At 36.2% G+C, this 23,470-nt stretch carries 25 protein-coding genes; 16 read left to right on the plus strand and 9 right to left on the minus strand.

What is annotated here, in order from left to right; all coding sequences use genetic code 11:
• Nucleotides 1-10: 10 nt before the first annotated feature.
• The 16 genes from mutS (at nt 11) to glnA (ending at nt 16,207) form a co-directional block, all read left to right on the plus strand.
• The gene (mutS, locus tag CRO00_RS03435) at nt 11-2,572 is read left to right on the plus strand and encodes a DNA mismatch repair protein MutS (protein ID WP_097072239.1); all 2,562 of its coding nucleotides are present in this window, start codon (nt 11-13) and stop codon (nt 2,570-2,572) included.
• Between the two features lie 55 nt (nt 2,573-2,627).
• Entirely contained in the window at nt 2,628-4,442 is a 1,815-nt protein-coding gene (gene mutL / locus CRO00_RS03440) for a DNA mismatch repair endonuclease MutL (RefSeq protein ID WP_097072240.1), read from the plus strand.
• Nucleotides 4,443-4,474: 32 nt separating this feature from the next.
• Nucleotides 4,475-6,097, plus strand: coding sequence for a glycerol-3-phosphate dehydrogenase/oxidase (locus CRO00_RS03445; protein ID WP_097072241.1), 1,623 nt, complete (start codon nt 4,475-4,477; stop codon nt 6,095-6,097).
• A gap of 15 nt (nt 6,098-6,112) precedes the next feature.
• A complete protein-coding gene (locus CRO00_RS03450) occupies nt 6,113-7,036 on the plus strand; it encodes an alpha/beta fold hydrolase (protein ID WP_237658305.1) in 924 nt (307 codons plus the stop codon).
• Nucleotides 7,017-7,946, plus strand: coding sequence for a tRNA (adenosine(37)-N6)-dimethylallyltransferase MiaA (miaA, locus tag CRO00_RS03455; RefSeq protein WP_097072242.1), 930 nt, complete (start codon nt 7,017-7,019; stop codon nt 7,944-7,946). Before CRO00_RS03450 ends, miaA begins: the two co-directional genes overlap by 20 nt.
• A 54-nt stretch (nt 7,947-8,000) precedes the next feature.
• A complete protein-coding gene (hfq, locus tag CRO00_RS03460) occupies nt 8,001-8,237 on the plus strand; it encodes an RNA chaperone Hfq (RefSeq protein ID WP_097072243.1) in 237 nt (78 codons plus the stop codon).
• An 88-nt stretch (nt 8,238-8,325) separates the two neighbouring features.
• Nucleotides 8,326-8,628: a rhodanese-like domain-containing protein gene (locus CRO00_RS03465; RefSeq protein WP_097072244.1), complete on the plus strand. Its 303-nt coding sequence runs from the start codon at nt 8,326-8,328 to the stop codon at nt 8,626-8,628.
• Between the two features lie 61 nt (nt 8,629-8,689).
• A complete protein-coding gene (locus CRO00_RS03470; protein WP_097072245.1) occupies nt 8,690-8,869 on the plus strand; it encodes a hypothetical protein in 180 nt (59 codons plus the stop codon).
• 103 nt (nt 8,870-8,972) lie between these two features.
• Nucleotides 8,973-10,226 carry a methionine gamma-lyase family protein gene (locus tag CRO00_RS03475; protein WP_097072246.1) on the plus strand — a complete coding sequence of 418 codons (1,254 nt, stop codon included), beginning with the start codon at nt 8,973-8,975 and terminating at the stop codon, nt 10,224-10,226.
• Nucleotides 10,227-10,313: 87 nt separating this feature from the next.
• Nucleotides 10,314-10,988 (plus strand): adenosylcobinamide amidohydrolase, encoded by a 675-nt coding sequence (locus CRO00_RS03480; RefSeq protein WP_097072247.1) that lies wholly within the window; start codon nt 10,314-10,316, stop codon nt 10,986-10,988.
• Entirely contained in the window at nt 10,989-11,945 is a 957-nt protein-coding gene (gene cbiB, locus CRO00_RS03485; protein WP_097072248.1) for an adenosylcobinamide-phosphate synthase CbiB, read from the plus strand.
• On the plus strand, nt 11,914-12,987 hold the full coding sequence (locus CRO00_RS03490) for a pyridoxal phosphate-dependent aminotransferase (RefSeq protein WP_097072249.1): 1,074 nt from the start codon (nt 11,914-11,916) through the stop codon (nt 12,985-12,987). Before cbiB ends, CRO00_RS03490 begins: the two co-directional genes overlap by 32 nt.
• On the plus strand, nt 12,980-13,606 hold the full coding sequence (locus CRO00_RS03495) for a histidine phosphatase family protein (RefSeq protein ID WP_097072250.1): 627 nt from the start codon (nt 12,980-12,982) through the stop codon (nt 13,604-13,606). The genes CRO00_RS03490 and CRO00_RS03495 overlap by 8 nt, the downstream gene beginning before the upstream one ends.
• A 71-nt stretch (nt 13,607-13,677) precedes the next feature.
• Entirely contained in the window at nt 13,678-14,256 is a 579-nt protein-coding gene (locus CRO00_RS03500) for a Bax inhibitor-1 family protein (protein ID WP_161946601.1), read from the plus strand.
• A 160-nt stretch (nt 14,257-14,416) separates the two neighbouring features.
• Complete coding sequence (locus tag CRO00_RS03505) at nt 14,417-14,818, plus strand: MerR family transcriptional regulator (protein WP_097072252.1); 402 nt, start codon at nt 14,417-14,419, stop codon at nt 14,816-14,818.
• A 54-nt stretch (nt 14,819-14,872) separates the two neighbouring features.
• Nucleotides 14,873-16,207 (plus strand): type I glutamate--ammonia ligase, encoded by a 1,335-nt coding sequence (glnA, locus tag CRO00_RS03510; protein ID WP_097072253.1) that lies wholly within the window; start codon nt 14,873-14,875, stop codon nt 16,205-16,207.
• Nucleotides 16,208-16,303: 96 nt separating this feature from the next.
• Here glnA and CRO00_RS03515 read toward each other — a convergent pair whose 3' ends face one another.
• The 9 genes from CRO00_RS03515 to CRO00_RS03555 all read right to left on the minus strand — a co-directional run bounded on the left by CRO00_RS03515 (nt 16,304) and on the right by CRO00_RS03555 (nt 23,145).
• Nucleotides 16,304-16,537, minus strand: a complete 234-nt coding sequence (locus tag CRO00_RS03515) for a FliH/SctL family protein (protein WP_097072254.1) — start codon at nt 16,535-16,537, stop codon at nt 16,304-16,306.
• Between the two features lie 153 nt (nt 16,538-16,690).
• Nucleotides 16,691-17,491, minus strand: coding sequence for an Rpn family recombination-promoting nuclease/putative transposase (locus CRO00_RS03520; RefSeq protein WP_097072255.1), 801 nt, complete (start codon nt 17,489-17,491; stop codon nt 16,691-16,693).
• Nucleotides 17,492-17,979: 488 nt separating this feature from the next.
• The gene (locus CRO00_RS03525; RefSeq protein ID WP_097072256.1) at nt 17,980-18,393 is read right to left on the minus strand and encodes a hypothetical protein; all 414 of its coding nucleotides are present in this window, start codon (nt 18,391-18,393) and stop codon (nt 17,980-17,982) included.
• 119 nt (nt 18,394-18,512) lie between these two features.
• Nucleotides 18,513-20,060 carry a pilus assembly PilX N-terminal domain-containing protein gene (locus CRO00_RS03530; protein ID WP_097072257.1) on the minus strand — a complete coding sequence of 516 codons (1,548 nt, stop codon included), beginning with the start codon at nt 20,058-20,060 and terminating at the stop codon, nt 18,513-18,515.
• Between the two features lie 5 nt (nt 20,061-20,065).
• Nucleotides 20,066-20,491 carry a PulJ/GspJ family protein gene (locus tag CRO00_RS03535; RefSeq protein ID WP_097072258.1) on the minus strand — a complete coding sequence of 142 codons (426 nt, stop codon included), beginning with the start codon at nt 20,489-20,491 and terminating at the stop codon, nt 20,066-20,068.
• Complete coding sequence (locus CRO00_RS03540) at nt 20,488-20,970, minus strand: type II secretion system protein (RefSeq protein ID WP_097072259.1); 483 nt, start codon at nt 20,968-20,970, stop codon at nt 20,488-20,490. Before CRO00_RS03540 ends, CRO00_RS03535 begins: the two co-directional genes overlap by 4 nt.
• A gap of 171 nt (nt 20,971-21,141) precedes the next feature.
• Nucleotides 21,142-22,173 carry a pilus assembly PilX family protein gene (locus CRO00_RS03545; protein ID WP_097072260.1) on the minus strand — a complete coding sequence of 344 codons (1,032 nt, stop codon included), beginning with the start codon at nt 22,171-22,173 and terminating at the stop codon, nt 21,142-21,144.
• Between the two features lie 19 nt (nt 22,174-22,192).
• The gene (locus tag CRO00_RS03550) at nt 22,193-22,672 is read right to left on the minus strand and encodes a hypothetical protein (RefSeq protein ID WP_097072261.1); all 480 of its coding nucleotides are present in this window, start codon (nt 22,670-22,672) and stop codon (nt 22,193-22,195) included.
• On the minus strand, nt 22,669-23,145 hold the full coding sequence (locus CRO00_RS03555) for a type IV pilus modification PilV family protein (RefSeq protein WP_141396937.1): 477 nt from the start codon (nt 23,143-23,145) through the stop codon (nt 22,669-22,671). The genes CRO00_RS03550 and CRO00_RS03555 overlap by 4 nt, the downstream gene beginning before the upstream one ends.
• Nucleotides 23,146-23,470: the final 325 nt, after the last annotated feature.

A 23,470-nucleotide genomic window follows, 5' to 3' on the forward strand; every position in this document is an offset into this window, starting at 1 on the left:
GAACACCAAAATGACGACATACACACCAATGATGCAACAATATTTAACAATTAAATCTGAATATGAAGATGCATTTCTTTTCTACAGACTAGGCGACTTCTATGAGTTGTTTTTCGAGGATGCCGTGAACGCATCACAAATATTAGAAATTACGTTAACTAGTAGAGATGCAGGGAGCAAAGACCGTGTCCCAATGTGTGGTGTGCCGCATCATTCTGCCCAAAATTACATTGAAACGCTTGTGTCTAAAGGCTACAAAGTGGCAATTTGTGAGCAAACAGAAGATCCAAAACAAGCAAAAGGGGTTGTGAAAAGAGAAGTTGTCCAACTCATTACACCTGGTACTTTAATGGAAGGAAAAACGATTGACGGGAAATCCAACCATTTTATTGCAAGCGCAGAGCAACTATCTGAGCACATTTTCTCCCTAGCCTATTTAGACGTATCAACAGGTGAAGCCAATACTACCATTGTTGAAGGTGGAATTAAATCACTTCTTCAACAATTAATATCATTAAATATTCGTGAATTAGTTGTAACGGAACAACTGCAAATTTTATTAGAAGAACCAGCAAAACATTTAAGTTTAGTCCTTTCTCTTGAAAAAGAAGAAATGCCAAACGAAAAGTCGGGGCAGTATATTGAAAATTTACCGGAAAATTTACATGCTGTGGCTAGAAGCTTGTTGCAATATGTAGAACGAACACAAATGCGGTCACTTTCCCATATCCAACCCTTTACATATACTGAAACGAAGCAACTATTACGGATCGATTCGAACTCGAAACGCAATCTTGAACTGCTTCAATCCATTCGCGGGGGCGACCAAAAAGGGACACTTCTTTGGTTATTAGATGAAACCGTAACAGCAATGGGAGGCCGCAAACTAAAACAAATGCTTCACCAACCATTAGCGAATCAAACACTAATCGAACAACGCCTTGCTATCGTAACAGATTTATTAGATGAATTTTTTGTGCGCGACGAATTACAAGAATTATTAAAGAAAGTTTACGATTTGGAACGTTTAGCAGGTCGTGTTGCGTTTGGCAATGTAGGAGGTCGTGACTTAGCTCAGCTACGTGAATCCCTTCGCCAAGTGCCTTTTATAAAAGGTCAATTACTGCAAAGTGGAAAAGAGACGTTAATGCAATTAGGCAACTCCCTTGATGAATGTGTTGAAATTGAAGAGCTGTTGTCTCGTGCCATTACAGATCATCCACCCATTGCCATTAAGGAAGGTGATGTAATTCGTGATGGATATAACGAAAAACTAGATGAATTGCGCTATGCCTCACGAAACGGGAAAGATTGGATTGCACAACTCGAGCAAAAAGAACGAGAAATAACAGGCATTAAAAACTTGAAAATCGGATACAACCGAGTATTTGGTTATTATATTGAAATTACAAAATCCAATGTTGCCAATGCCGATTTAACACGCTATGAACGAAAACAAACATTAGCAAATGCAGAACGTTATATCACAGAAGAGTTAAAAGAAAAAGAAGCAATCATTTTAAACGCAGAAGAACAAAGCTTAGCACTAGAATATGATCTTTTCGTAGAGCTTCGTGAACAATTAAAAGAATATATTCCTCGTGTACAGGCTTTGGCATCAAAAATAAGCGAACTTGATGTTTTTATAAGTTTTGCGCATGTGTCTGAAAAATATCGTTTTATTAAACCAACATTCCATGAAGGAAGAGCGCTTAAAATTGTCAATGGACGTCATCCAGTAGTTGAAAAAATGCTCAATAAACAAATGTATGTACCGAACGATTGTGTTTTAACAGAAGATAAAAATATGATGTTAATCACTGGACCAAACATGTCAGGTAAAAGTACTTTTATGCGACAAGTGGCATTAATTGTGGTGCTTGCCCAAATCGGGTGTTATGTTCCTGCAGAAGAAGCAGAACTTCCGATTATCGACCAAATTTTCACTCGAATTGGTGCAGCAGATGATTTAGTTGCGGGCCAATCTACTTTTATGGTGGAAATGCTAGAATCGCAACATGCCATCACAAATGCAACAGAGAAAAGTTTATTGTTATTCGATGAAATTGGACGGGGCACATCGACTTATGACGGTATGGCTTTAGCTCAATCTATGATGGAGTATATTCATGATAAAATTGGCGCAAACACGTTATTTTCTACCCACTATCACGAGTTAACAGCTTTAGAACAACAACTCGCGAAATTGAAAAACGTCCATGTTAGTGCGACAGAAAAAGATGGAAAAGTAGTTTTCCTTCATAAAGTTCGAGAAGGCGCAGCGGATAAAAGCTATGGTGTACATGTGGCGAAGTTAGCAGAAATGCCAGATGCAATTATAGAACGCGCTCAAACACTGTTAGAACAATTTGAGTCAAAAGAGCCTACCCCTGTAGCTGAAGACGATCTTCAACTATCATTGTTTGAAGAAGTAAATCAACCTGCAGAACTATCAGGTGCAGAACAAGAGGTCCTTGAGAAGCTAGAGAAAATGAATATTATGGGGACTTCTCCAATCCAAGCCATCAACGTACTTTACGAACTACAACAAACGCTTTTAAGTAAAAAATAGGTGTTCGACATTACCCGGGAAATAATTCGACAAAACAAAAAGGAGGTAATTGACCATGGGAAAAATTCAAATAATGGATGAATGGTTATCGAACAAAATTGCAGCAGGTGAAGTGGTGGAGCGACCTTCGTCTGTTGTAAAAGAGCTTGTCGAAAATGCCATTGATGCAGGAAGCACATCCATTGAAGTTTTCCTTGAAGAAGCAGGGTTAACCTCCATTCAAGTAACAGATAATGGAAGTGGGATGGATGAGGAAGATGCATTAAAATCGTTCTCTCGCCATGCAACATCTAAAATTTCCAAAGAGCAAGATTTATTCCGTATTCGAACACTCGGATTTCGCGGTGAAGCATTAGCATCAATTGCTTCTGTTTCAAAGGTGCTGCTGAAAACTTCAGATGGCCTACATTCAGGACTAGAAATCGAACTTGACGGCGGCCATGTTGTGTCGATGAAACCAACCGCCTTTCGAAAAGGAACAGATATAACAGTGTCACAACTATTCTTTAATACGCCTGCAAGATTAAAATATTTAAAAACGATCCAAACCGAACTCGGGCATTCCATAGACTATATGAATCGGTTAGCATTAAGTAATCCAGAAATTGCGTTTAAATTAGTACATAATGGTGGAACACTTTTACAAACGAACGGAAGAGGAAATGTTCAACAAGTCGTTGCCGCAATTTATGGTGTACAAAATGCCAAAAAGATGATTTCCTTTAGCGCGGAGTCCAAAGATTATAAAATTCATGGTTTTGCAAGTTTACCTGAAGTAACGCGGGCTTCTAAAAATTATATGTCCATTTTTGTAAATGGCCGTTATGTGAAACATTATCTCGTTCAAAAGGCTATAGTAGATGCCTATCACACGTATTTACCAATTGAACGTTACCCAATCGTCGTCATGTATATCGAAGGGGATCCGTACTTAACCGATGTCAATGTGCATCCGGCAAAATTGCAAATTCGGTTAAGTAAAGAGCAGGAATTATTACCTTTAGTAGAAAATGCGATTCGAAACGCAATTCGATCCGCAATCCATGTTCCTTTAGCAGAAAAAAAGGAAAAACCGGTAAAAGTTCCGAGTGAACAAATGAATATTTGGAAACCAGCCCCAGCCCCGACGTTTAATCAAACAAAAATGGTTGAGATTGTAGAAAAGTTAAATGACTCTGTTGTAAAAGAAACGGCTTTTCAAGAGATCCCAAATAACGAGGTAATGTTTGAGGAGCCAACACCTGTAGTCATAGAAGAAGAGCCAACCCTGCAAGAGAAAAAAGAGCCTTTCCCACAACTTGAAATTGTTGGGCAAATTCACGGCACATACATTGTTGCGCAAATGGAAGATGGTTTTTATCTAATTGATCAACATGCAGCACAGGAACGAATAAAATATGAATATTTCCGTGAAAAAGTGGGCGAAGTGAATCCTAACGAACGTCAAACATTATTGCTACCTTTGACATTTCATTATTCCGCCGATGAAGCCTTAATTTTAAAAGAAAATTTGCATTCACTACAGGAAGTGGGCGTATTTTTAGAAGACTTTGGGCAATCTTCATTTGTAGTTCGCGAATATCCGACGTGGTTTCCAAAAGGATTTGAACAGGAAATTATCGAAGAACTGATTGAGCAAGTATTGAAAACGAAAAAAACCGACGTAAAAAAATTACGTGAAGAAGCTGCCATAATGATGAGCTGCAAAAAATCCATCAAAGCGAACCATTTTTTAACGAAGGAACAAATGATAGCACTACTAGATGATTTAAAGAAAGCAGACAATCCTTTCACATGTCCTCATGGAAGACCGGTCATGATTCACTTTTCTTCTTATGAAGTAGAAAAAATGTTTAAACGTGTTATGTAGATTTACCTAAATGAATAAAAGGGGTAATCATTATGTTTTCGTATAAACAAAGGTCTACAATTTTGAATACTTTGAACCACTATACCTTTGATGTGCTCGTCATTGGTGGGGGAATAACTGGTGCTGGCATTGCGTTAGATGCTGCTTCCCGTGGTCTGTCCGTTGCCTTAGTTGACATGCAAGACTTTGCTGCAGGCACATCTAGCCGTTCCACAAAATTGATACACGGTGGGCTTCGTTACTTAAAACAGTTTGAAATAGGACTTGTAGCAGAAGTTGGTCGTGAACGTGAAATTGTCTATGAAAATGCGGTTCATGTCACAAAACCTGAGTGGATGTTGCTTCCTCTGTATAAAGAAGGAACATTAGGGAAAATGACGACAAGTGCAGCTCTTGCCCTTTATGATCGACTAGCACGGGTTCGTCCAAATGAACGCCGGAAAATGCTCACGAAAAAACAAACCCTCCAAAAAGTACCGATTTTAAAAGAAGACGGGTTACTAGGAGCGGGGTACTATGTGGAATATAAAACAGATGATGCTCGCCTTACGATGGAAGTAATAAAAAAGGCAGTAGAATATAAAGCGGTTTGTATTAATTATGCACGTGTTACAGGCTTTGAATATAAAAAGAAAAAAATCGTTGCAGCAAACGTACGTGATGAAATCTCCGGAAAGTCGATCACCATCCATGCTCACCAAATTGTTAATGCAACCGGTCCTTGGGTAGATGATGTCCGGAAAATGGATAAAGTTCATAATAACAAACAAATTCGCCATACAAAGGGTATTCATCTTGTTTTTGATCAATCAAAGTTTCCTTTACAACAAGCGATATATTTTGATACTGACGATGGACGAATGGTATTTGCAATTCCAAGAGAGGGCAAAACCTATGTTGGGACTACGGATACATTTTATGCTGATGACCCGATTCAGCCCGTTGCTAGTGAGGAAGATGTAACGTACTTACTAAATGCAATCCATTTTATTTTCCCAAAGCTCGACATTGCGAAAAAAGATATTGAGTCATCTTGGGCAGGCGTTCGACCACTCATCTTTGAAGACGGCAAAAATCCTTCTGAAATATCTCGGAAAGATGAAATTTGGTCTTCTCCTAGTGACCTTTTAACAATTGCAGGTGGAAAGCTTACAGGGTACCGTCAAATGGCCGAAACAATTGTTGATTTAATTATTAAAAAACATAAATTTAAACATGGCCAAAAAAGTAACACGAAATATTTGTCGCTATCAGGTGCAAAAGGGTTAAATTCTGTAAATTTCCATGACTATGTTGCAAACAAAGCAAAAGAAGGAGAGCAACTTGGAATTTCATATAATGAAGCGAAACTATTAGTCGAAAAATATGGAACAAATGTAGATGATGTTTTTCATTTTATTCGCTATGGTAAGGAATCAAATGTTCCGATAACCTTATATGCAGAACTTTTATACTCGATTTATTTTGAAATGGTCATGACGCCATGTGACTTTTTCATTCGCCGAACAGGTTATCTTTATTTCGATATAGAATTAGTACAAAACTATAAAAATGAAATAATCGAAATTATGAGTCAAACAATCGGTTATTCAGAGAGTGAGAAAATTTTCTATCAGATGCAGTTGGAGCAATTTATCGATGATGCAACAATGTAAAGGTGCGTGGTAGAGTTGAAAAAACTAACGAAAGTTTTATCAATGAGTGATGGTCATGAAATTTTTGTTCGCATTTATGAACCGCAAAACAAACCAATTGGCAATTTTCACATTTTACATGGAATGGCAGAACATGGTGGCCGCTATGATGCGTTTGCGGTAAATTTATGTGAGCAAGGTTATTTTGTGACAGTTCACGATCATCGTGGTCATGGAAAAACGGCGGAATTTAATGGAAGGCTTGGCTATTTTGCGGATCAAAACGGTTTTGAACGAGTAGTGCAAGACGTTTATGAGTTAGTTCAATCTTTTCGCTTCGATCAAAATTTTAAAACAATACTTTTTGGGCATAGTATGGGTTCCTTTATTGCCCGTCGTTATATTCAACTCTATAATGATGTTGATAAATGCATTTTATGTGGAACAGGTAGCACCACATTTACTCACAATATAGGCAATACACTTGCAAAAATCCTTTGCTTTGTTCAAGGACCGACAACACTTAGTAAAATCATGAGCGAATTGAGCTTTGGTAGTTTTAATAAAAACATCTCCAATGTCAAAACGGCTTTTGATTGGTTGTGTAGTAATGAAGAAGAAGTGGAAACGTATATCAAGGACCCAAGTTGCGGATTCGTTCCAACAAATCGATTTTTTGTTGATTTAACAGACGGCTTGCTCTTGATTAATCGTCAAAGTGAAATGGAAAACATTCAAAAAGATTTACCAATACTTTTGATTAGTGGCAGTGAAGACCCAGTTGGCAATCGAGGTGCGGGCGTTTTTAAAGTTGCAAATCAATATAAAAAATTAGGCTTAAATAATATTGTCGTATACCTTTTTGAAGGAATGCGCCATGAAATTTTAAAAGAAAAAAATAAAGAGCATGTGTTTCATGTGGTGTCACGGTGGTTAGAGAATGACGGAAAAAGAAATTGAAGTAGTAGCCATAGTAGGACCGACTGCTTCAGGTAAAACAGCATTAAGCATAAAAATGGCTAAACAATTTAACGGTGAAATTATTAACGGCGATTCAATGCAAATTTACAAAGGGCTTGATATTGGGACAGCAAAAGTTACAGAAGAAGAAATGGAAGGCATTCCTCATCATTTACTTGATTTCAAAGAACCAACAGAAAGCTTCTCTGTAGCAGAATATCAAACATTAGTCCGCGAGAAAATTCGTGAAATCCAACAACGCAACAAGCTGCCAATTATTGTTGGTGGCACTGGTTTGTATGTACAAGCGGTGTTATATGATTTTCAATTTACAAAAGAAGATGTAGACGAAAAGGCACGAAAAAAATATTACGATGATTTAGCGGAAATAGGGCCAGAAGCGATGCATGAGCGACTTGCGAAACTCGACCCAGAAACAGCAAGTACCATTCATCCAAACAATACTCGTCGTGTTATTCGTGCATTAGAATTAGTGGAATTACATGGTGTATCCAAGGCAACAGAGGAACTGAATCGTGGAAATGTACCCCTTTACAATCACCTAATAATTGGCATGGATATGGACCGGGAAAAGCTGTACGAACGAATTAATTTAAGAGTAGACATAATGATGGAAAAAGGTCTTTTGGAAGAAGTGAAATCATTATGGGACAGAGGTATCCGCAATGTGCAATCAGTTCAAGCAATTGGCTATAAGGAGTTATATGCCTACTTTGATGGGCTCATGTCGTTAGAGGATGCAATTGAACAGCTGAAGCAAAATTCGCGCCGTTATGCAAAAAGACAATTAACCTACTTCCGAAATAAAATGGACGTGCAGTGGATTGGATATGATTGGGAAAAAATTGAAGCGTTTTCAAAAAATTTTATAAATAAAGAAGGAAATTAATTTCCTTTTGCCGAATACTTCCAATATAAGAAAAATAGAAGAGGTGTGTACGGCATGAAATCAATTAATTTACAAGATACTTTTCTTAACAACCTACGCAAAAACAATCTATTCGTTACTGTATTTTTATTAAATGGTTTTCAGCTTAAGGGTTTAGTAAAATCATATGATAACTTTACTGTACTAATAGAGTCTGATGGTAAACAACACCTAATTTATAAGCATGCAATTTCCACGTTCGTCCCTTCTAAACATGTTTCACTAAGTTCGGAAGATGAAGTAAATCAATAATCAATTAATCGGCGTAGTGATAAATACTAGCCGATTTTTTATTTTTTCTCTATAATGGCAGTGTAGATTAATTTTGGAGGTTCTGTTAATGAAAACAATGACAACGGAAGAACTAATTAACTTGTTAGATGCAAATGAAGATTTAAATATAGTAGATGTTCGCGAAGATTTTGAAGTAGAAGAAGGAATGATTCCTGGCGCTGTTCACATTCCTCTAGGTTCAATTCCAGAACGCGCAAACGAACTGGATTCTTCAAAAGAATATATCCTAGTATGTAAAGGCGGCGTTCGTAGCGAAAAAGCATGCCAATATTTAGAATCACAAGGCTTCCAAGTGATCAATCTTGAAGGCGGAATGATGGCTTACGACGGAGAATTAGAATTTAAATAAGCACACAAAAGGATTGGTAATTTGTAATTATCAGTCCTTTTATTTTTGGGGGGTCAACTTTATGTTAGTGATGATGTTGCTTGTCGTACCAACAATTGGGGTTTTATGGTTTTTAAATTTCACTACATTTTTAAAGCACTTAAACAATGGAAAAAGCACGCATAATCAAAATGTATTAGGAGCAACCTTAACATTTATTTTTCTATTTGCTCTCATGTACTGCCTGGCCGGAACCCATTAAACATCTTTTTAATAGTACAATTTCTAAAATAACTGTAAATAGTTGAAATGCCTATAAGAATTGATAAGATGGTAAAGGACGATAAATAAGGGAGCAATTATTAATGACATTTATTTCAACTATAAAAGAAGAAACGATACAACTTGCAAATCAAGTAGAAGAAAAAATTAAGTCGTATACTTCAAAAGTAGACGAAATGGCTTTTTTCAACCAACAAAAAGTGTTAGCCGCATTTCGCAAACATCAAGTAAGTGACTTTCATTTACATCCTTCAACAGGCTACGGATATGACGATGAAGGCCGTGATAACTTAGAACGAGTGTATGCTGAAACGTTCGGAGCAGAAGCAGCCATTGTTCGAAGCCAAATTATTTCAGGTACTCATGCGATTACTCTTAGCCTTTTTGGTGTATTACGACCAGGTGACGAACTAGTATACATAACAGGTAAACCATATGATACACTTCAATCCATTGTAGACGGGGGCGAAAAGGACACTGGCTCTTTAAAAGACTTTGGCATTGGCTACCAACATGTGGACTTAATTGAAGACCGAGCAATTGATTGGGAAGCGGTTCTTGCTGCTATCACTGACTCTACGAAAATGGTAGCCATCCAACGTTCAAAAGGGTATGCAACACGACCATCATTTACAATTAGTGAAATCCGCGTAATGTGTGAAAAAATTCGAGAAATAAAGCAAGACGTCGTAATCTTTGTTGATAACTGCTACGGAGAATTTGTTGAAGCAATGGAACCAACTGAAGTAGGGGCAGATTTAATGGCAGGGTCTCTTATAAAAAATCCAGGAGGGGGATTAGCGAAAATTGGGGGCTATATTGCAGGGCGCGCGGATTTAGTAGAGAAATGTGCGTATCGCATGACGTCACCAGGAATTGGTGCTGAAGCAGGAGCATCTTTAAATACGTTAGCCGATTTTTACCAAGGATTTTTCCTTGCACCTCATGTAGTGGCACAAAGTTTGAAGGGGGCGATTTTTACCTCAGCAATGCTAGAAGAAATTGGGATGCAAACGTTCCCTCATTACAAGGCTAAACGTACGGATCTTATTCAATCGGTTTCCTTCCAAACAGCTGAGCAAATGGTGGCGTTTTGTCAGGAAATCCAAGCTGCATCACCAATTAATGCGCATTTTGCACCGGTTCCAGCCTATATGCCAGGGTATGAAGATGACGTAATTATGGCTGCAGGAACATTTGTACAAGGTTCAAGTATTGAATTAACAGCAGACGGTCCAATTCGTCCTCCATATACTGCTTATGTACAAGGTGGATTAACTTATGAACACGTGAAATTTGCGATTTGTAGTGCGGTGCAGAAAATCCGGGAAGCGTAAAAGCAAATAAGTTGCGGAAAATAGCAAATAAATCTAAACAAAAAGCAAATAACTCTCAATAAAAAGCAAATAAAACGAGGATCATACATGCTAACATTAGAAAATATAAAAAATTACGGAGAATATATTGTTCTCGAGTCAAAAGAACCCTTAAGAACCTTTAGCTCGGCCATGCACAACCCGGGATATGGAGAATACCAGGTTTTTATGAATCGTACGGTCGATCTCAGCTATAACCCACTGGATGCCCATGAAGAAATGCAGCAATTTATTCAACAATGCGGCTATCCGTTACCACAAACTGTGGCGATGATGACGGCTGTGGATATGAAGTTTGCATTTACTGGCTTTTATGAGGATGGTGATACGTCGATAGTCATCCTCGTCACTACAGGTCTTGGCAATGCGGTAGATATTACCCGTTCTTATGAGTACGCCCATCCCCCGAGAGTCGGCACAATTAATACGTTTATTTTTATAAACGGCTACTTAACAGATGAGGCACTCATTCAAGCGTTGTGCGGTGCTGTGGAAGTGAAAACAAAAATTCTTGCTGAACATCAGATACTTGATCCACAATCAGGGACAATTGCAACAGGGACATCAACGGATAGTATTTGTATTGCCTCAACTCAAACTGGAGAAGCACATGCATACGGTGGGTCAATTACGAAACTCGGTAAACTAATCGGAAAAGGGTTATATGACACGATGAATTGTTCCGTCGAAAGTTTTTTGGAATATAAAAAGGGGAACAGGTAAATGCATATGATTGCTGTTATTTTGGGACAACTCCTCGACCTAATCATAGGAGACCCGCCCAAATTTCCTCATCCTATTAAGTGGATTGGTTCATTTATTGCATGGCTTTCGAAAATATTAAATAGTGGACGGTTTCGTATTATGAAAGGTGCATTTACTGCATTGTTGGTAATTGCGATAGTAACGACCATCACATTTTGCATCGTAACCCTGTCTTACAAAGTGAATATTTTTGTCGGACTTTTTGTAGAGATGATTTTGATTGCCATTGGTCTTGCGCAAAAAAGTTTAAAAGAAGCTGCAATGGTAGTTTATGATGCATTGGATAAATGTGATTTAGATGAAGCACGCTTGAAGCTGTCTTGGATTGTAGGACGCGATACAGAACATTTAGATGAACCAGAAATTGTGCGCGGCGTTGTAGAAACGGTTTCAGAAAACACGAGCGATGGCGTAACGGCTCCACTGTTCTATGCAATTTTATTTGGAGCAACCGGTTTATGGGCGTATAAAGCAATCAATACATTAGATTCAATGATTGGTTATAAAAATGAAACGTATATGGAATTTGGGAAAGTTGCTGCGAGACTAGATGACGCTGCTAATTTTATTCCAAGTCGCATCACTGGATTTTTACTATTATTTACAAAAAATAAAACGAACAGAAATTTTGTGGAACGGTTCAAACGCTGGCTAGTGGATGCGAAAAAACATCCAAGTCCGAATAGCGGCTATTTAGAAGCGGCTACTGCTTATCAGCTGGGCATTCAATTAGGCGGGTACAATACATATAAAGGCATTACATCATTCCGTGCGCATATGGGGTTACCAGAGCAAACATTACAAAAAAATCATATAAAAGACGCCATCACGCAAATGTTCATCGTATCATGGCTATTTTTGTTCATTGTAGGAGGTGTTTTTGTTGCAATTTCCTTCCCATGGAGCGAATTATGAACAACTTTATAAAAATTTTAATCTAGAAATGCCAAAGACCGTTTATGACTTAAGTGAAAATGTAAATTTTTTAGGCTTCCCGAAGCAAATTGAAATGTTATGGCAAGACTTACTAGCTAAAATTACATCTTACCCAAATGCATTGGCAGAACCTCTTCGGACAATGATTGCAACTAAACACAATGTGACACCAGAATGTATCCTTGTAGGAAATGGCGGGGCAGAATTGCTAACTTTTTATGCTCAAGTCTATAAGGGGAAAAAAGTGATACTCATTCATCCAACATTTTCAGAATACAAAATGACACTCGAGGCTGCCGGGGCGGAAATCGTAAATATTACAGTGGGGGATTTTGTAAATTATCATTTACCTTTAGAAGAAGTCAAGCTTCATATGAAAGCTGCTGATTGTCTTTATTTATGCAATCCAAATAATCCAACTGGGGCATTGATACAAAGGGAAACTATTATAGAGTTGATTAAGCATGGTGAAAAGGTTGGTTGCTCTCTTTTAATTGACGAAGCATTTATGGATTGGACAGATGAAGAACATTCCGCTATAGACCTCGTTTCAACGCATAAAAATGTAACGGTTGTCCGATCCATGACGAAAATGTATGGAATTGCAGGTATACGGCTTGGTTATTTAATTGGGCAACCGCATTTAGTGAGTACGATACGAAATCGTTTGCCTCACTGGAATGTCAATAATTTAGCCATTTCAATTGGAATGGAATGTTTGAAAGATGAAGAATTTCGATTACGAAGCATCCAAGAAAATCTCTCGAAAAAGAACGGAATCCAAAATTTCCTAAAGTCCCATCATTGTACGGTAACGAACAGTGCAGCCAATTTTTTATGTTTCCAATTACAACATCCTGAAGAAACTGAAAACTTTTACTTCCATTGTTTAAAACAAGGGATTGTTCTTCGTCACACGCAAAACTATGAAGGCATGAATGGGAAGTGGCTTCGTATTGGTATAAAAAATGACGTAGCAATGGACAAGTTCACAGAAGTTCTGGCAGGATGGCATGAGTAGAGTGGAATTGTATTTTATACGGCATGGAGAGACAGAGTGGAATAAAGAAGGACGACTTCAAGGTTGGCTGAATTCAGAATTAACGGAGAATGGTCGGGATCAAGTAAAAGCATTACAACAAGAGTTACAACATATAAAATTTAATGCCGTTTATTCAAGTCCACTACAAAGAGCTGTGGAGACGGCAAATATTTTAGTTGGAGAAACAGCGAGAATCAAGCTTGATGACCGATTAAGAGAAATTCATCTTGGAAGCTGGCAAGGGCGAAAAATTGCCGACATTTGGGAAGAAGACTATGATCGTTATTTTGCTTATTGCAACAAGCCACAATGCTACAAACCAGATAGTGGGGAATCTTTTTTGCAAGTTAGTGCGCGGATGACCGACTTGCTCATGGATTGTAGCAATAAATATAAAGAGGGCAAAATTTTATTCATTACCCATGCAGTAGCGATTCGAGCGTTACTACTCAACGTTCTCGGCTTAGAGTGTGACCGAATTTGGAACATTGAAGAAATAGATGGTGCAAGTGTGACAAAGTTAGTCGTTGAAAATAATCAAATCACCGTACAGTATATTGGAAAAATTATTAATAACCACAACGTCATTGAAATATAGTAATTAATAAAACTATAAGATTGGGGTTGTGTATGGGGCAGTTAAGTAGGAATCGGAACTACGACCTCATATTGAAACATTTTGCAGTCATGTGGATTTTAACGGTGATTGGTGCATTAATTGCAATTATTTTGCCGATGTGGACGGTTGTGACATTGTCGATTGTTTGTATTGGACTACTTGTTTTGATTTACCTTACTAAACTGGCAAATGTTATTTTGTATTATGTGATTCCACTTTTTATGGGTGTTTTTCATTTCCTACTCATTACTCTGTTCATTGGATGGCTCGGAAAAGCATTAGTTTTATCTGTCTTTATTGGCACGGTTATTATCTTTTTATTGTTGGCCTTTTTAGGATTAAAGTTAATTTCAGAAATTACCGATACGGCCATTTATGCGATTGCGGTGTTAATTGTTTTTGTGGTCTTTGCATTTATTTATATCTTCATTCCAATTAGTAGCACCATCATTCTCATTCTTGCCGGTTTATTTGTATTATTATTTGCGATTTACACAGTTTATGATTTAAATAATATCCGAAAGACCTTTGCAAGGGACAATGAAGTGATTGCGATTGCCCTAGGTTTATACTTAAACTTCTTAAATGTATTTTTCAATTTAGTCGAAGTTACAAAAAAACGAAGATGACTTAAGACAGGAGATTGTTCATTCGTCTCCTGTTTTTTATCGTTAATTTCTAAATATTAGTAGGTTTTTATTAAATTCCCTCTTTAATGTTAGTTTTTCTAACATTGCATTGACAATATAAATAACCGAGCGTATTATAAGACAAAGGGAGGTGAATTAAATGAGTGAAAATAAAAAATCTAGTGAATTAAGAAGATCTATGCCGCTATTACCAATTGGTACAGTAATGCAACTAACTGAGTTATCTGCTCGTCAAATTCGCTATTACGAAGAACACGATTTAATTCAGCCGCACCGATCTGAAGGTAACAGAAGAATGTTTTCATTAAATGATGTCGATACTCTTCTTGAAATCAAAGATATGCTTGAACAGGGCATTAACATGGCAGGAATAAAAAAGTTATTTGATATGAAAAAGAATGCTGCGGTTCAATCCGTGCAGGCAGAAAAGGAAATTTCCGATTCAGAATTACGTCGAATTTTACGTGAAGAAATGCGAAATGCAAATCGTCACCAAAAATCGTCGTTGCGCCAAGGGGATTTATCGCGTTTCTATCAGTAAGACGCGTAAATTATAAATTATTTGTTAGGGAAAAAAGTAGGAGTGTGGAATACTGTGGGTAAATACACAAAAGACGACATAAAACGTCTTGTAGAAGAAAAAGAAGTAAAATACATTCGATTACAATTTACAGACATTTTAGGAACAATTAAAAACGTAGAAATTCCCGTTAGTCAATTAGATAAAGCATTAGACAATAAAATGATGTTTGATGGTTCTTCAATTGAAGGTTTTGTTCGTATTGAAGAATCTGACATGTACTTATATCCTGATCTTGATACTTTTATGGTATTCCCATGGACTACTGGAAATGGTAAAGTAGCACGTTTTATTTGTGACATTTATACAGCACAAGGTGAACCATTCGCAGGGGACCCTCGTAACAATTTAAAACGCGTATTAAGAGGAATGGAAGAGTTAGGATTTACTCATTTCAATCTTGGGCCAGAGCCAGAATTCTTCTTATTTAAATTAGATGCAAAAGGCGAACCAACGCTTGAAGTAAACGATCACGGTGGCTATTTTGACTTAGCACCAACAGACCTTGGTGAAAACTGCCGTCGTGACATCGTGTTAGAACTTGAAGAAATGGGCTTTGAAATCGAAGCTTCTCACCACGAAGTTGCACCAGGTCAACACGAAATCGACTTTAAATATGCAAACGTAATTGAAGCGTGTGACAATATCCAAACATTCAAACTGGTTGTTAAAACAATTGCACGCAAACACGGCTTACATGCAACATTCATGCCAAAACCATTGTTCGGTGAAGCAGGATCGGGTATGCACTGTAACGTATCGTTATTCAAAGGTAAAGAAAATGCGTTCTACGATGAAAATTCAGAACTAGGTTTATCTGAAACTGCAATGCAATTCATGGCAGGGGTTTTAAAACACGTACAAGGGTTCACAGCAATTACTAACCCAACAATTAACTCATATAAACGTTTAGTACCTGGTTATGAAGCGCCATGTTACGTAGCTTGGTCAGCTCAAAACCGTTCACCATTAATTCGTGTCCCATCTGCTCGTGGATTATCAACACGTATTGAGGTGCGTTCTGTAGACCCAGCGGCAAACCCATACTTAGCTTTAGCAGTTATTTTAGAGTCTGGGTTAGAAGGCGTTCGTGAAGGGTTAACACCTCCACCAGCAATCAACCGTAACATCTACATCATGAGCGAAGAAGAACGCAAAGCGAACGGCATCGACAACCTACCAGCAGCACTTGACGATGCATTAGTTGCTCTTGATAAAGATGAAGTAGTTAAAGGCGCTTTAGGTGAGCACATCTATGCAAACTTTAAAGAAGCTAAAGAAATCGAGTTTGAAATGTTCCGCACAACAGTACACCCTTGGGAACGCGAACAGTACTTAAAAATGTACTAAGAGGCGTACCCGGTACACGAACAATTCTGACAATTGTATACAATTTAAAAAAGCATTGGAGTGGTTTGCACTCCAATGCTTTTCTATGTGTAAGAATTAATCAAGGCCAATTACACTTTTACGAATTAATTGAACTTCTTCGTGAGATCGTTTTAAGATATTTACAATGTCTTCATCAGAAAAGCCATTTTCTAATAATCCGACAATTACTTGTCGTACACCTTGTTCGATCCCTTCGTTAAATCCATCTTCAAACCCTTCGTTAAACCCTTCTTCACGAGCTTCTTCTATACGTAACCTAGCTTCGATGATAACCGCTTTTTCATCCATGATTTTTTTAAATCGACTTAAGTAAGCAAAGTACTCTTTTTCACATTTACTTGATCCATTGCTTGGATTAATTCCTTCTCATTAATAGAAAAAACCTCCATTTTTAGATGTTACCTTTATCAAATTGTATTCTCTAATACTGGTACCTACTAATTATCTACATTCATTTCGAATTGCTTGCACTTCCTCAGTGGACCGATTTGAAAGTTTAGAAATGTCTTCATCGGAAAACCCATTTTTAATTAGATTTACTATTACTTGACGAATACCTTGTTCAATCCCTACTTCAATCCCTTGTTCACGAGATTCTTCTTCACGTAATCTCGCTTCAATGATTACAGATTCTTCGTCCTTAATTTTCTTTAGTCGACCTAAATAGGCGAAATATTCTTTTTCAGAGAGACTTAGTTCTTGCCACTGCTGAAATGCATCAAATAATTGTTTGTCTTTCATGGCGATTACCTCCAATTCTTTATAGATATCCTCATATACAGTTCCTTTACGGTGGTCCACTATACTAAGGAGTAATAGCCATCTAGCTAATACATCGTTCCAAGGATCTAACTTTTGTGCTTTCCAATCACGTAAAAGCTTTGGTATTTCAACGAAGTGAAGTTCCATCAAATCAGTAAGGAACGTTTTTTCAGTATCTTCATGTAAATGATAGGTTTTATGGAAGTGCGTACTTTCTTTAAATAAATCGAAGTTAAGTATATTAATAGTTATGATTGGATTCAATTGTTTATAGGCCACACCTGAACTTAATGGTTGTGAGTATAATTTCGACCAATAATAGAGTGTTCGTTTAATCATATCAAACTTATTAGTAAATTGAATTTCCACATTGATGTGCTCGTTTGCTTGTGTTTTCACAAGAAGGTCTAAACGAGATTCTTTGTCATTTTCATATTCACCAACAATTTCTGGGTTTTCAAAGGTAATTTCTTGTATGATGTTGCGGCCTGACCGTTTTAGAACGGAATTTAAAAAATAATCATAATTTCTTTATTCTGTTGGCTGCCAAATAATTGTTTAAATGCATAGTCCACTTTTAAATCCATTAGTTTTTCTAGTGGTATTCGATTTAATGCCTTTTTGTACATTTTATAGATTCACCTCGTATTTGGTAAGATGTAAAATGCAAAAAATAATTTTACACTCTCTACTACTGACCGCCGAGGGATTCCCATTTCTATTTTCATTATATAAAAATAGAACGTATGTTTCAATGGGGAGGTACCCGGTACACAAACAATTCTGACAGTTGTATACAATTTAAAAAGCATTGGATAATCCAATGCTTTTTCGATTATTTATAGGGATTTGTCTAATAAGTAGCTGGTTTTTTCTATTATTTGAGCGAAAATTTCTATTAATCGGTTACCTTTTTCTATTATTACGCTAAAATATTCTATTATCGTAAACTTTCCAAACGATCCTGCCTAGCTATCCTTCCAATTCAATACATTCGAAAGTTCGGTAATAAGTGACCCGTTTTCTTTATCAAAGATTTGGACGAGAACTCGGGATAAATTTTCGTAACTTTCATGGGGTTGCAATTTTAGTAAAATGTAAACATCGCCTTCGTTATGCTTTTCGAATGTCATAGTTGTCTTTTCAATTTCAGGCTCACTATATCCGATCGATTGGATGGCTTCGGCACGCTCCTCAAAAGGAAAGGACTCTGCTGCCACAAAGGCTTGACTTAATTCATTTTGCGCAATTTCGGATGCTGCTGCAATTTCTTCTTCAGAAAAACTTTTCGCCTTGTCCGAAACGTCATTAACTATCATGAGCACACCACCTAATAATAGTAGGACAATTAAAATGATTGATGTGATTTTTACTTTGGACATGAAGACACCTTCTCCGTATGTAATTGAAACATTTTCTCAATTACACTTTACTTCAAACTCTTTCATAAAACTATACTGTTACGAAAATCGACTTATTATGTTCTAATCGCTGTCACATATTATCTTTCTATAATGCGATCTTCAATAACTAAATTTACATCTGCATCATCTTGCTCCTCTTCTATAGGAGGTTGTTCGCTTGGTAGTGGCGGCTGCTTAAAAAATTCTGTTGAGTAAGTAACACTTGTTCCTCCACTAGCAGTTAAAGTATTCGAAATAACTGTCCCCCTAATTTGACCTCCACCGCTTAGTTTCACATTCGCATATGGTGCAATGATGAAATTCCCTTTACTACTATTGCCACCAGATATGTCGATACTTGATCCACCACTATAAATGTTCCCTGCAAATACAGATCCAGCAGTAAACTCTACGTTGGCGGTTTTAGAATATAAATTGGCATATAATTGTGCTTCGTTCGTGAACTTTAAAACAGAGGCACTATCATAATAAATATTAATTTTCACAGTATCTCCAACGTTTTTTAGAATACCCTTTAGATAAAAACTATTTTTGACGAAAAGGTTCAATTCCCCAGAACCCACCACATTTAATGTACCTTGTTTAATATTAAAATCATTGATATAAACATTTCGACTACCATTTCCAATATCTAAAGTAATTTGGTTATTTTGATCAACCGTAAAGGTATTAAATTTCATATCGTTTCCAATACGCATTGTATAATTATTGGTAATCCAGTTATCTGCAAGAACATTACCGCTACTTATAATCAAACTTTTATTATAAGCATCTTTTGCCACTTGCAAATTAGCTGGATAAGGCAATCGATTTAAACTAGTAAACATATTAGTGGGAAACGCAGGCAATAATTTCGATTGAATTGGCAATGGATTATAGTCGGCACTAGTTTTTGAACATACACCACCTGAAACGCTGGACCCGCCACTTATACTATAATTATTCGTATTAGAACAAATCTTTCCAATAATTGTTGCACCACCACCTAATGATTGCTGTCCATAACTGTAAACCGCATAATTCGTGCGGACAGGAATCGTTTCCCACATGACGGATAAACTTTCTACAACTTCGACTGGTTCTTCGGCATCTGGTCCGCCGCCAAGACTAATCGTAAGCTGCTGAGACAATGTTCTTGAATTGCTAGTGGAGTTCTTCATGGACCCAGTAGATATAATTTCATAAATTAATTCAGTTGGTGTTTCTGAAATTTTTCTAGTATCCACGGAGGCAACTGGAACTTGACCTAATTGTTCTTCAAAATCTTCGTAAGCAGTTGTAGTCTGGATAGAAAGTAGTCTATTTTTCAAACGAGTGATAAACGTTTTTTGTTTACACTCAAATTTTTGTGTAGAAGTCAAAGTAGTACTCTGGCAAGTTGAATACGAATTGATTTGTTTGTACTCATCGTAAACAATTTCTTTAATCTTTTCCCGTTTCATGACAATTCCAGATTCCGCTATATAATATAAAGATTGATTTTCGCGCTCTCTACTAGAGGTTTTAAGTGAATTTGACGTAGTAGTAATTAATGTTAGCCCTAAAATTGAAATGATGGTGAGCGTCACTAACACAATGAAAAGGATATAGCCTTGATCGTTGTTGAGATTTCTAGAAGGGTTCATTATGTTTACTCGGCCTTTCTAAAATAAATTATCGTAACTTCTTGCTGAGCCGGTGTTTGAATTTCAACCGTTACACCACCACTCCCATTGTTTGAAAGGGAGAAGTATGTAATATCAGCTCCTAACGGTTGTCCATTTCGAAGGATGGTGTTGTTGGTAAATTCATAAGTGATATAGTCAGTACCGCTTTTAAGTCGCATCGTTTGGTTATTGGTTTCGAGTTTTGTTGAGTTACGGACATCTTTTGTCACGACTTTCAGGAGATAAGTAACATCAGTTAATTGCGTCGTTTCGTCCATTTCTTTATTTTGGTGGTTAATGGAATTCATAAGGATGGAGAAAATCAATCCAAAAAGAAGAACCGAAAGAGTAGACACCGCCAAAACCTCAAGCAGCGTCATTCCTTTTTCGGTTGTTAAACGGATTTTCATGAAGCCACCTTCCAAGCCATCACATTCTCGAGTTTTGCTTTAGTTTTCCCATCTTCATGAAATATCAGTACGATTTTCACGAGATTTCCGGATACAATTTTCCCAGATGGATCTCGTTGAATGGTCGCTTCTACATTTAAAGAGTCAGTTGAAGAAGGATTGCCAAGCTCATAAACCAATTTTGTGCTGGTAGAGGCGTTTGAATTTTTTCGATAGCCCAAACTAACGAAATCCTGTTCAATTTCGGTTTGCAGGACAGAGGAATATTGCGGTGTGTTACTAACGGAAAAAATACCCTCCATAGCAGTTTGCGCTTCATAAGTTGAATTCACAATTTCCTCCGAAGCCTTCCCACCTTTTGCTCCCTGTAAAAGAAGGGGACTAAACGAGAGCAGGATAATGCCAATGAGAACGATGGAGGCGAGGACTTCGATGAGGGTGAGGCCATTATTATTAATATTTTGATATTCTTTATACAAATCAACACCTCTTCAGAATCATAATTACCTAATATTTTACTCACTTAAAATAAATAACAAACAGTATCTTTATTTTAAATTGAAAATGAATCAATAGAAGAATTAAAAAAACTGGTGAAGAAATTATTTCATTTCTACACCAGTTTAAATACTTTACTTTATTAATTAACATTATTGACTAGGCTTACCATAAACAAGTTCACCTTTAATACATACAAATCCATGATTATCCGAACCTTTATCTTTCTTAATATCATTTATTTCCCCATTACCTAAAACGGTAATTTCTGTTTTGTTGTGTAAGTTTATATTCCCTTTCACAATTAGCTTTCCTGTGACTAAAATATTAACCTTGTTGTGAGCAATTAAATCTCCATCGATAATTAAGTCTCCCTCTACTTTAAGTGTTGCATCATTTTTATTAAATATTAAATCACCAGTAATTTTTAAGGTTTCCTTTACTTTATAATCTTCTTTATTGATGTCCCAATCTCCAGTGTGTACCCCACCATTTATTCCTTTTGCGATTTGAGGAAATATACTTTCTCTATCACATTTTAATATTTCCTTTATATCATCTGGTATAGGTTTAGTTTCGACAGGACTATCATCTTCCCCAACTGGTGGTGGAGTTGTAGGAGTAGGCGGAGTATAATGTCCTGGGTTAGGAGTACTAGGATCAATCTCTTTATAAGGATTACTTGGATCTTCACTAATATTTCCATTTGGCGATACTATTAGTGTTTGAGAAACTGCTCGCGCGTTATTTGATTGGCCAATTTTTCCTATAGATTTAATTTCATATTTATCAATAGCAACTCCTGTAACTGTAACAATTGCACTTGTACTTTTTGTGAAATGAGGTTCAAATTCTACAGGGATACCAGTAAAACTATTATTTACCTCTTGGTATAAACTATAGAAAAAAAGATTAGAATCAATAAAACCATCGATGTAATTATTTAGATTATTATATTCAGAATTAACTATGTCTTTAAATTCTGCTCTTGCATTGACTAGTCCTGCTTCTGCAATATAATAAACTGCTTGATCATCTCGTTCACGTTCTGAGGCTTTAGTTGTATTATTTGAAATTGAAAACATACTAATACCAATAATAGAAAGTAAAACTAATGTCATTAAGGCAATTACCATAGAAAAACCATCTTGATTTTTTAAATATTTTATTAATCTTTTATACATTAAAACCAACCCCTTTCATTTATCTAATTATTATTGTAGTTTCATATTTTTTATTTGAACCACGATCTTTTTTATTTGAACCACGATCATCAAGGTATAAAATGGTAACTTTGATACTTTCATTAGTAGTATCAAGTGCAATTTCGAATAAATTAATATTTTCTAGCAAAGTAGAACTATTGTTTAAAATAAGTTTTTTATTATTTATATCAGAATCATCAAATTGATATTTTTCTACTGAAGTATCACATTGAACCACTTGTATATAATCTGGAGAATTTGATTCTACTAAATCAGGGTTACACCGAATACCTCTTGTAATCGCGTTCATTGTAAAGGTAATTTTTGAAAGTTGCTGATTATTACCGAATTGGTTGTTATACTCTGTCTGTCCGGAAGTAACTACACCAAAAATAATAGGGGTAATTATTGCTATAATAGTAATGGTTGCTAGTACCTCAAATAAGGATATTCCATTTTGATTTTTTAGAGTTCTCACCTAGGTGCACCCCAATCTATTATGTTTTGCATTTGTGCTTTAAGTGTTCCACCCTCTTTGTCATAAACACATATTTTAATAATTGGTAATGTAATGTCGATGTTGTTCTTTTTAATGACTAATATTTCAATATATTCAGAGGTTGAACTATTGTTTTTTTTGAATACTTCAATTTGGTCTCCATTTACATTAGAGGTAATATCATCTGGTTGACCCAAAAAAGTATGATAATCTGTATCTCCTGGTGCAATTGAATATAAATACTCCATCTCCGTCTGCGCAAGATAAGTAGCCTTAACAATATCTTCATTATTTTTTGTAGTCCTTGCTGATTGTGTCAACATTGTATAAATACTAACAAGAATAATGGATAAAATAACGATGGATGCTACTACCTCTATTAAGGAAACTCCAGATTCGTTTGATGTAAGTTTATGTTTTTTTAAAATCAAGCAATAACACCTACTTTTCATGATTTAGTAAATGTTTTGGCACTACATTTACTAATTGTAACAATTATTACAAATTGATTACACATTAATTATAGTATAATTGATATAGAAAGCTCCCAATAAACTCTCATATTATGTAAATTTATCTTTCATTTATTATATATTATTGTTTCATATACTACTACAATATAAATTAAATTTCACAAATCAAACATAATATACCAGTGTTTTTTAGGTACAAAGATATATATATTTTAAATTATTATATTGTATGATATATTTATGGTAATTAAGAATCATTGGTAAAATAAACTAAAAAAATTACAAAGTTCTTACAAACACTAAG

Origin of the sequence: Ureibacillus xyleni, assembly GCF_900217795.1 — a bacterium.
GTDB classification, from domain to species: domain Bacteria; phylum Bacillota; class Bacilli; order Bacillales_A; family Planococcaceae; genus Ureibacillus; species Ureibacillus xyleni.

Excerpts from the sequence above, each read along its gene's own strand:
- mutS (WP_097072239.1), top strand. The coding sequence starts at position 11 with ATGACGACATACACACCAATGATGCAACAATATTTAACAATTAAATCT.
- mutL (WP_097072240.1), top strand. The coding sequence starts at position 2,628 with ATGGGAAAAATTCAAATAATGGATGAATGGTTATCGAACAAAATTGCA.
- CRO00_RS03445 (WP_097072241.1), top strand. The coding sequence starts at position 4,475 with ATGTTTTCGTATAAACAAAGGTCTACAATTTTGAATACTTTGAACCAC.
- miaA (WP_097072242.1), top strand. The coding sequence starts at position 7,017 with ATGACGGAAAAAGAAATTGAAGTAGTAGCCATAGTAGGACCGACTGCT.
- hfq (WP_097072243.1), top strand. The coding sequence starts at position 8,001 with ATGAAATCAATTAATTTACAAGATACTTTTCTTAACAACCTACGCAAA.
- CRO00_RS03465 (WP_097072244.1), top strand. The coding sequence starts at position 8,326 with ATGAAAACAATGACAACGGAAGAACTAATTAACTTGTTAGATGCAAAT.
- CRO00_RS03470 (WP_097072245.1), top strand. The coding sequence starts at position 8,690 with ATGTTAGTGATGATGTTGCTTGTCGTACCAACAATTGGGGTTTTATGG.
- CRO00_RS03475 (WP_097072246.1), top strand. The coding sequence starts at position 8,973 with ATGACATTTATTTCAACTATAAAAGAAGAAACGATACAACTTGCAAAT.
- CRO00_RS03480 (WP_097072247.1), top strand. The coding sequence starts at position 10,314 with ATGCTAACATTAGAAAATATAAAAAATTACGGAGAATATATTGTTCTC.
- cbiB (WP_097072248.1), top strand. The coding sequence starts at position 10,989 with ATGCATATGATTGCTGTTATTTTGGGACAACTCCTCGACCTAATCATA.
- CRO00_RS03495 (WP_097072250.1), top strand. The coding sequence starts at position 12,980 with ATGAGTAGAGTGGAATTGTATTTTATACGGCATGGAGAGACAGAGTGG.
- CRO00_RS03505 (WP_097072252.1), top strand. The coding sequence starts at position 14,417 with ATGAGTGAAAATAAAAAATCTAGTGAATTAAGAAGATCTATGCCGCTA.
- CRO00_RS03515 (WP_097072254.1), bottom strand. The coding sequence starts at position 16,537 with ATGGATGAAAAAGCGGTTATCATCGAAGCTAGGTTACGTATAGAAGAA.
- CRO00_RS03525 (WP_097072256.1), bottom strand. The coding sequence starts at position 18,393 with ATGTCCAAAGTAAAAATCACATCAATCATTTTAATTGTCCTACTATTA.
- CRO00_RS03530 (WP_097072257.1), bottom strand. The coding sequence starts at position 20,060 with ATGAACCCTTCTAGAAATCTCAACAACGATCAAGGCTATATCCTTTTC.
- CRO00_RS03535 (WP_097072258.1), bottom strand. The coding sequence starts at position 20,491 with ATGAAAATCCGTTTAACAACCGAAAAAGGAATGACGCTGCTTGAGGTT.
- CRO00_RS03545 (WP_097072260.1), bottom strand. The coding sequence starts at position 22,173 with ATGTATAAAAGATTAATAAAATATTTAAAAAATCAAGATGGTTTTTCT.
- CRO00_RS03555 (WP_141396937.1), bottom strand. The coding sequence starts at position 23,145 with ATGAAAAGTAGGTGTTATTGCTTGATTTTAAAAAAACATAAACTTACA.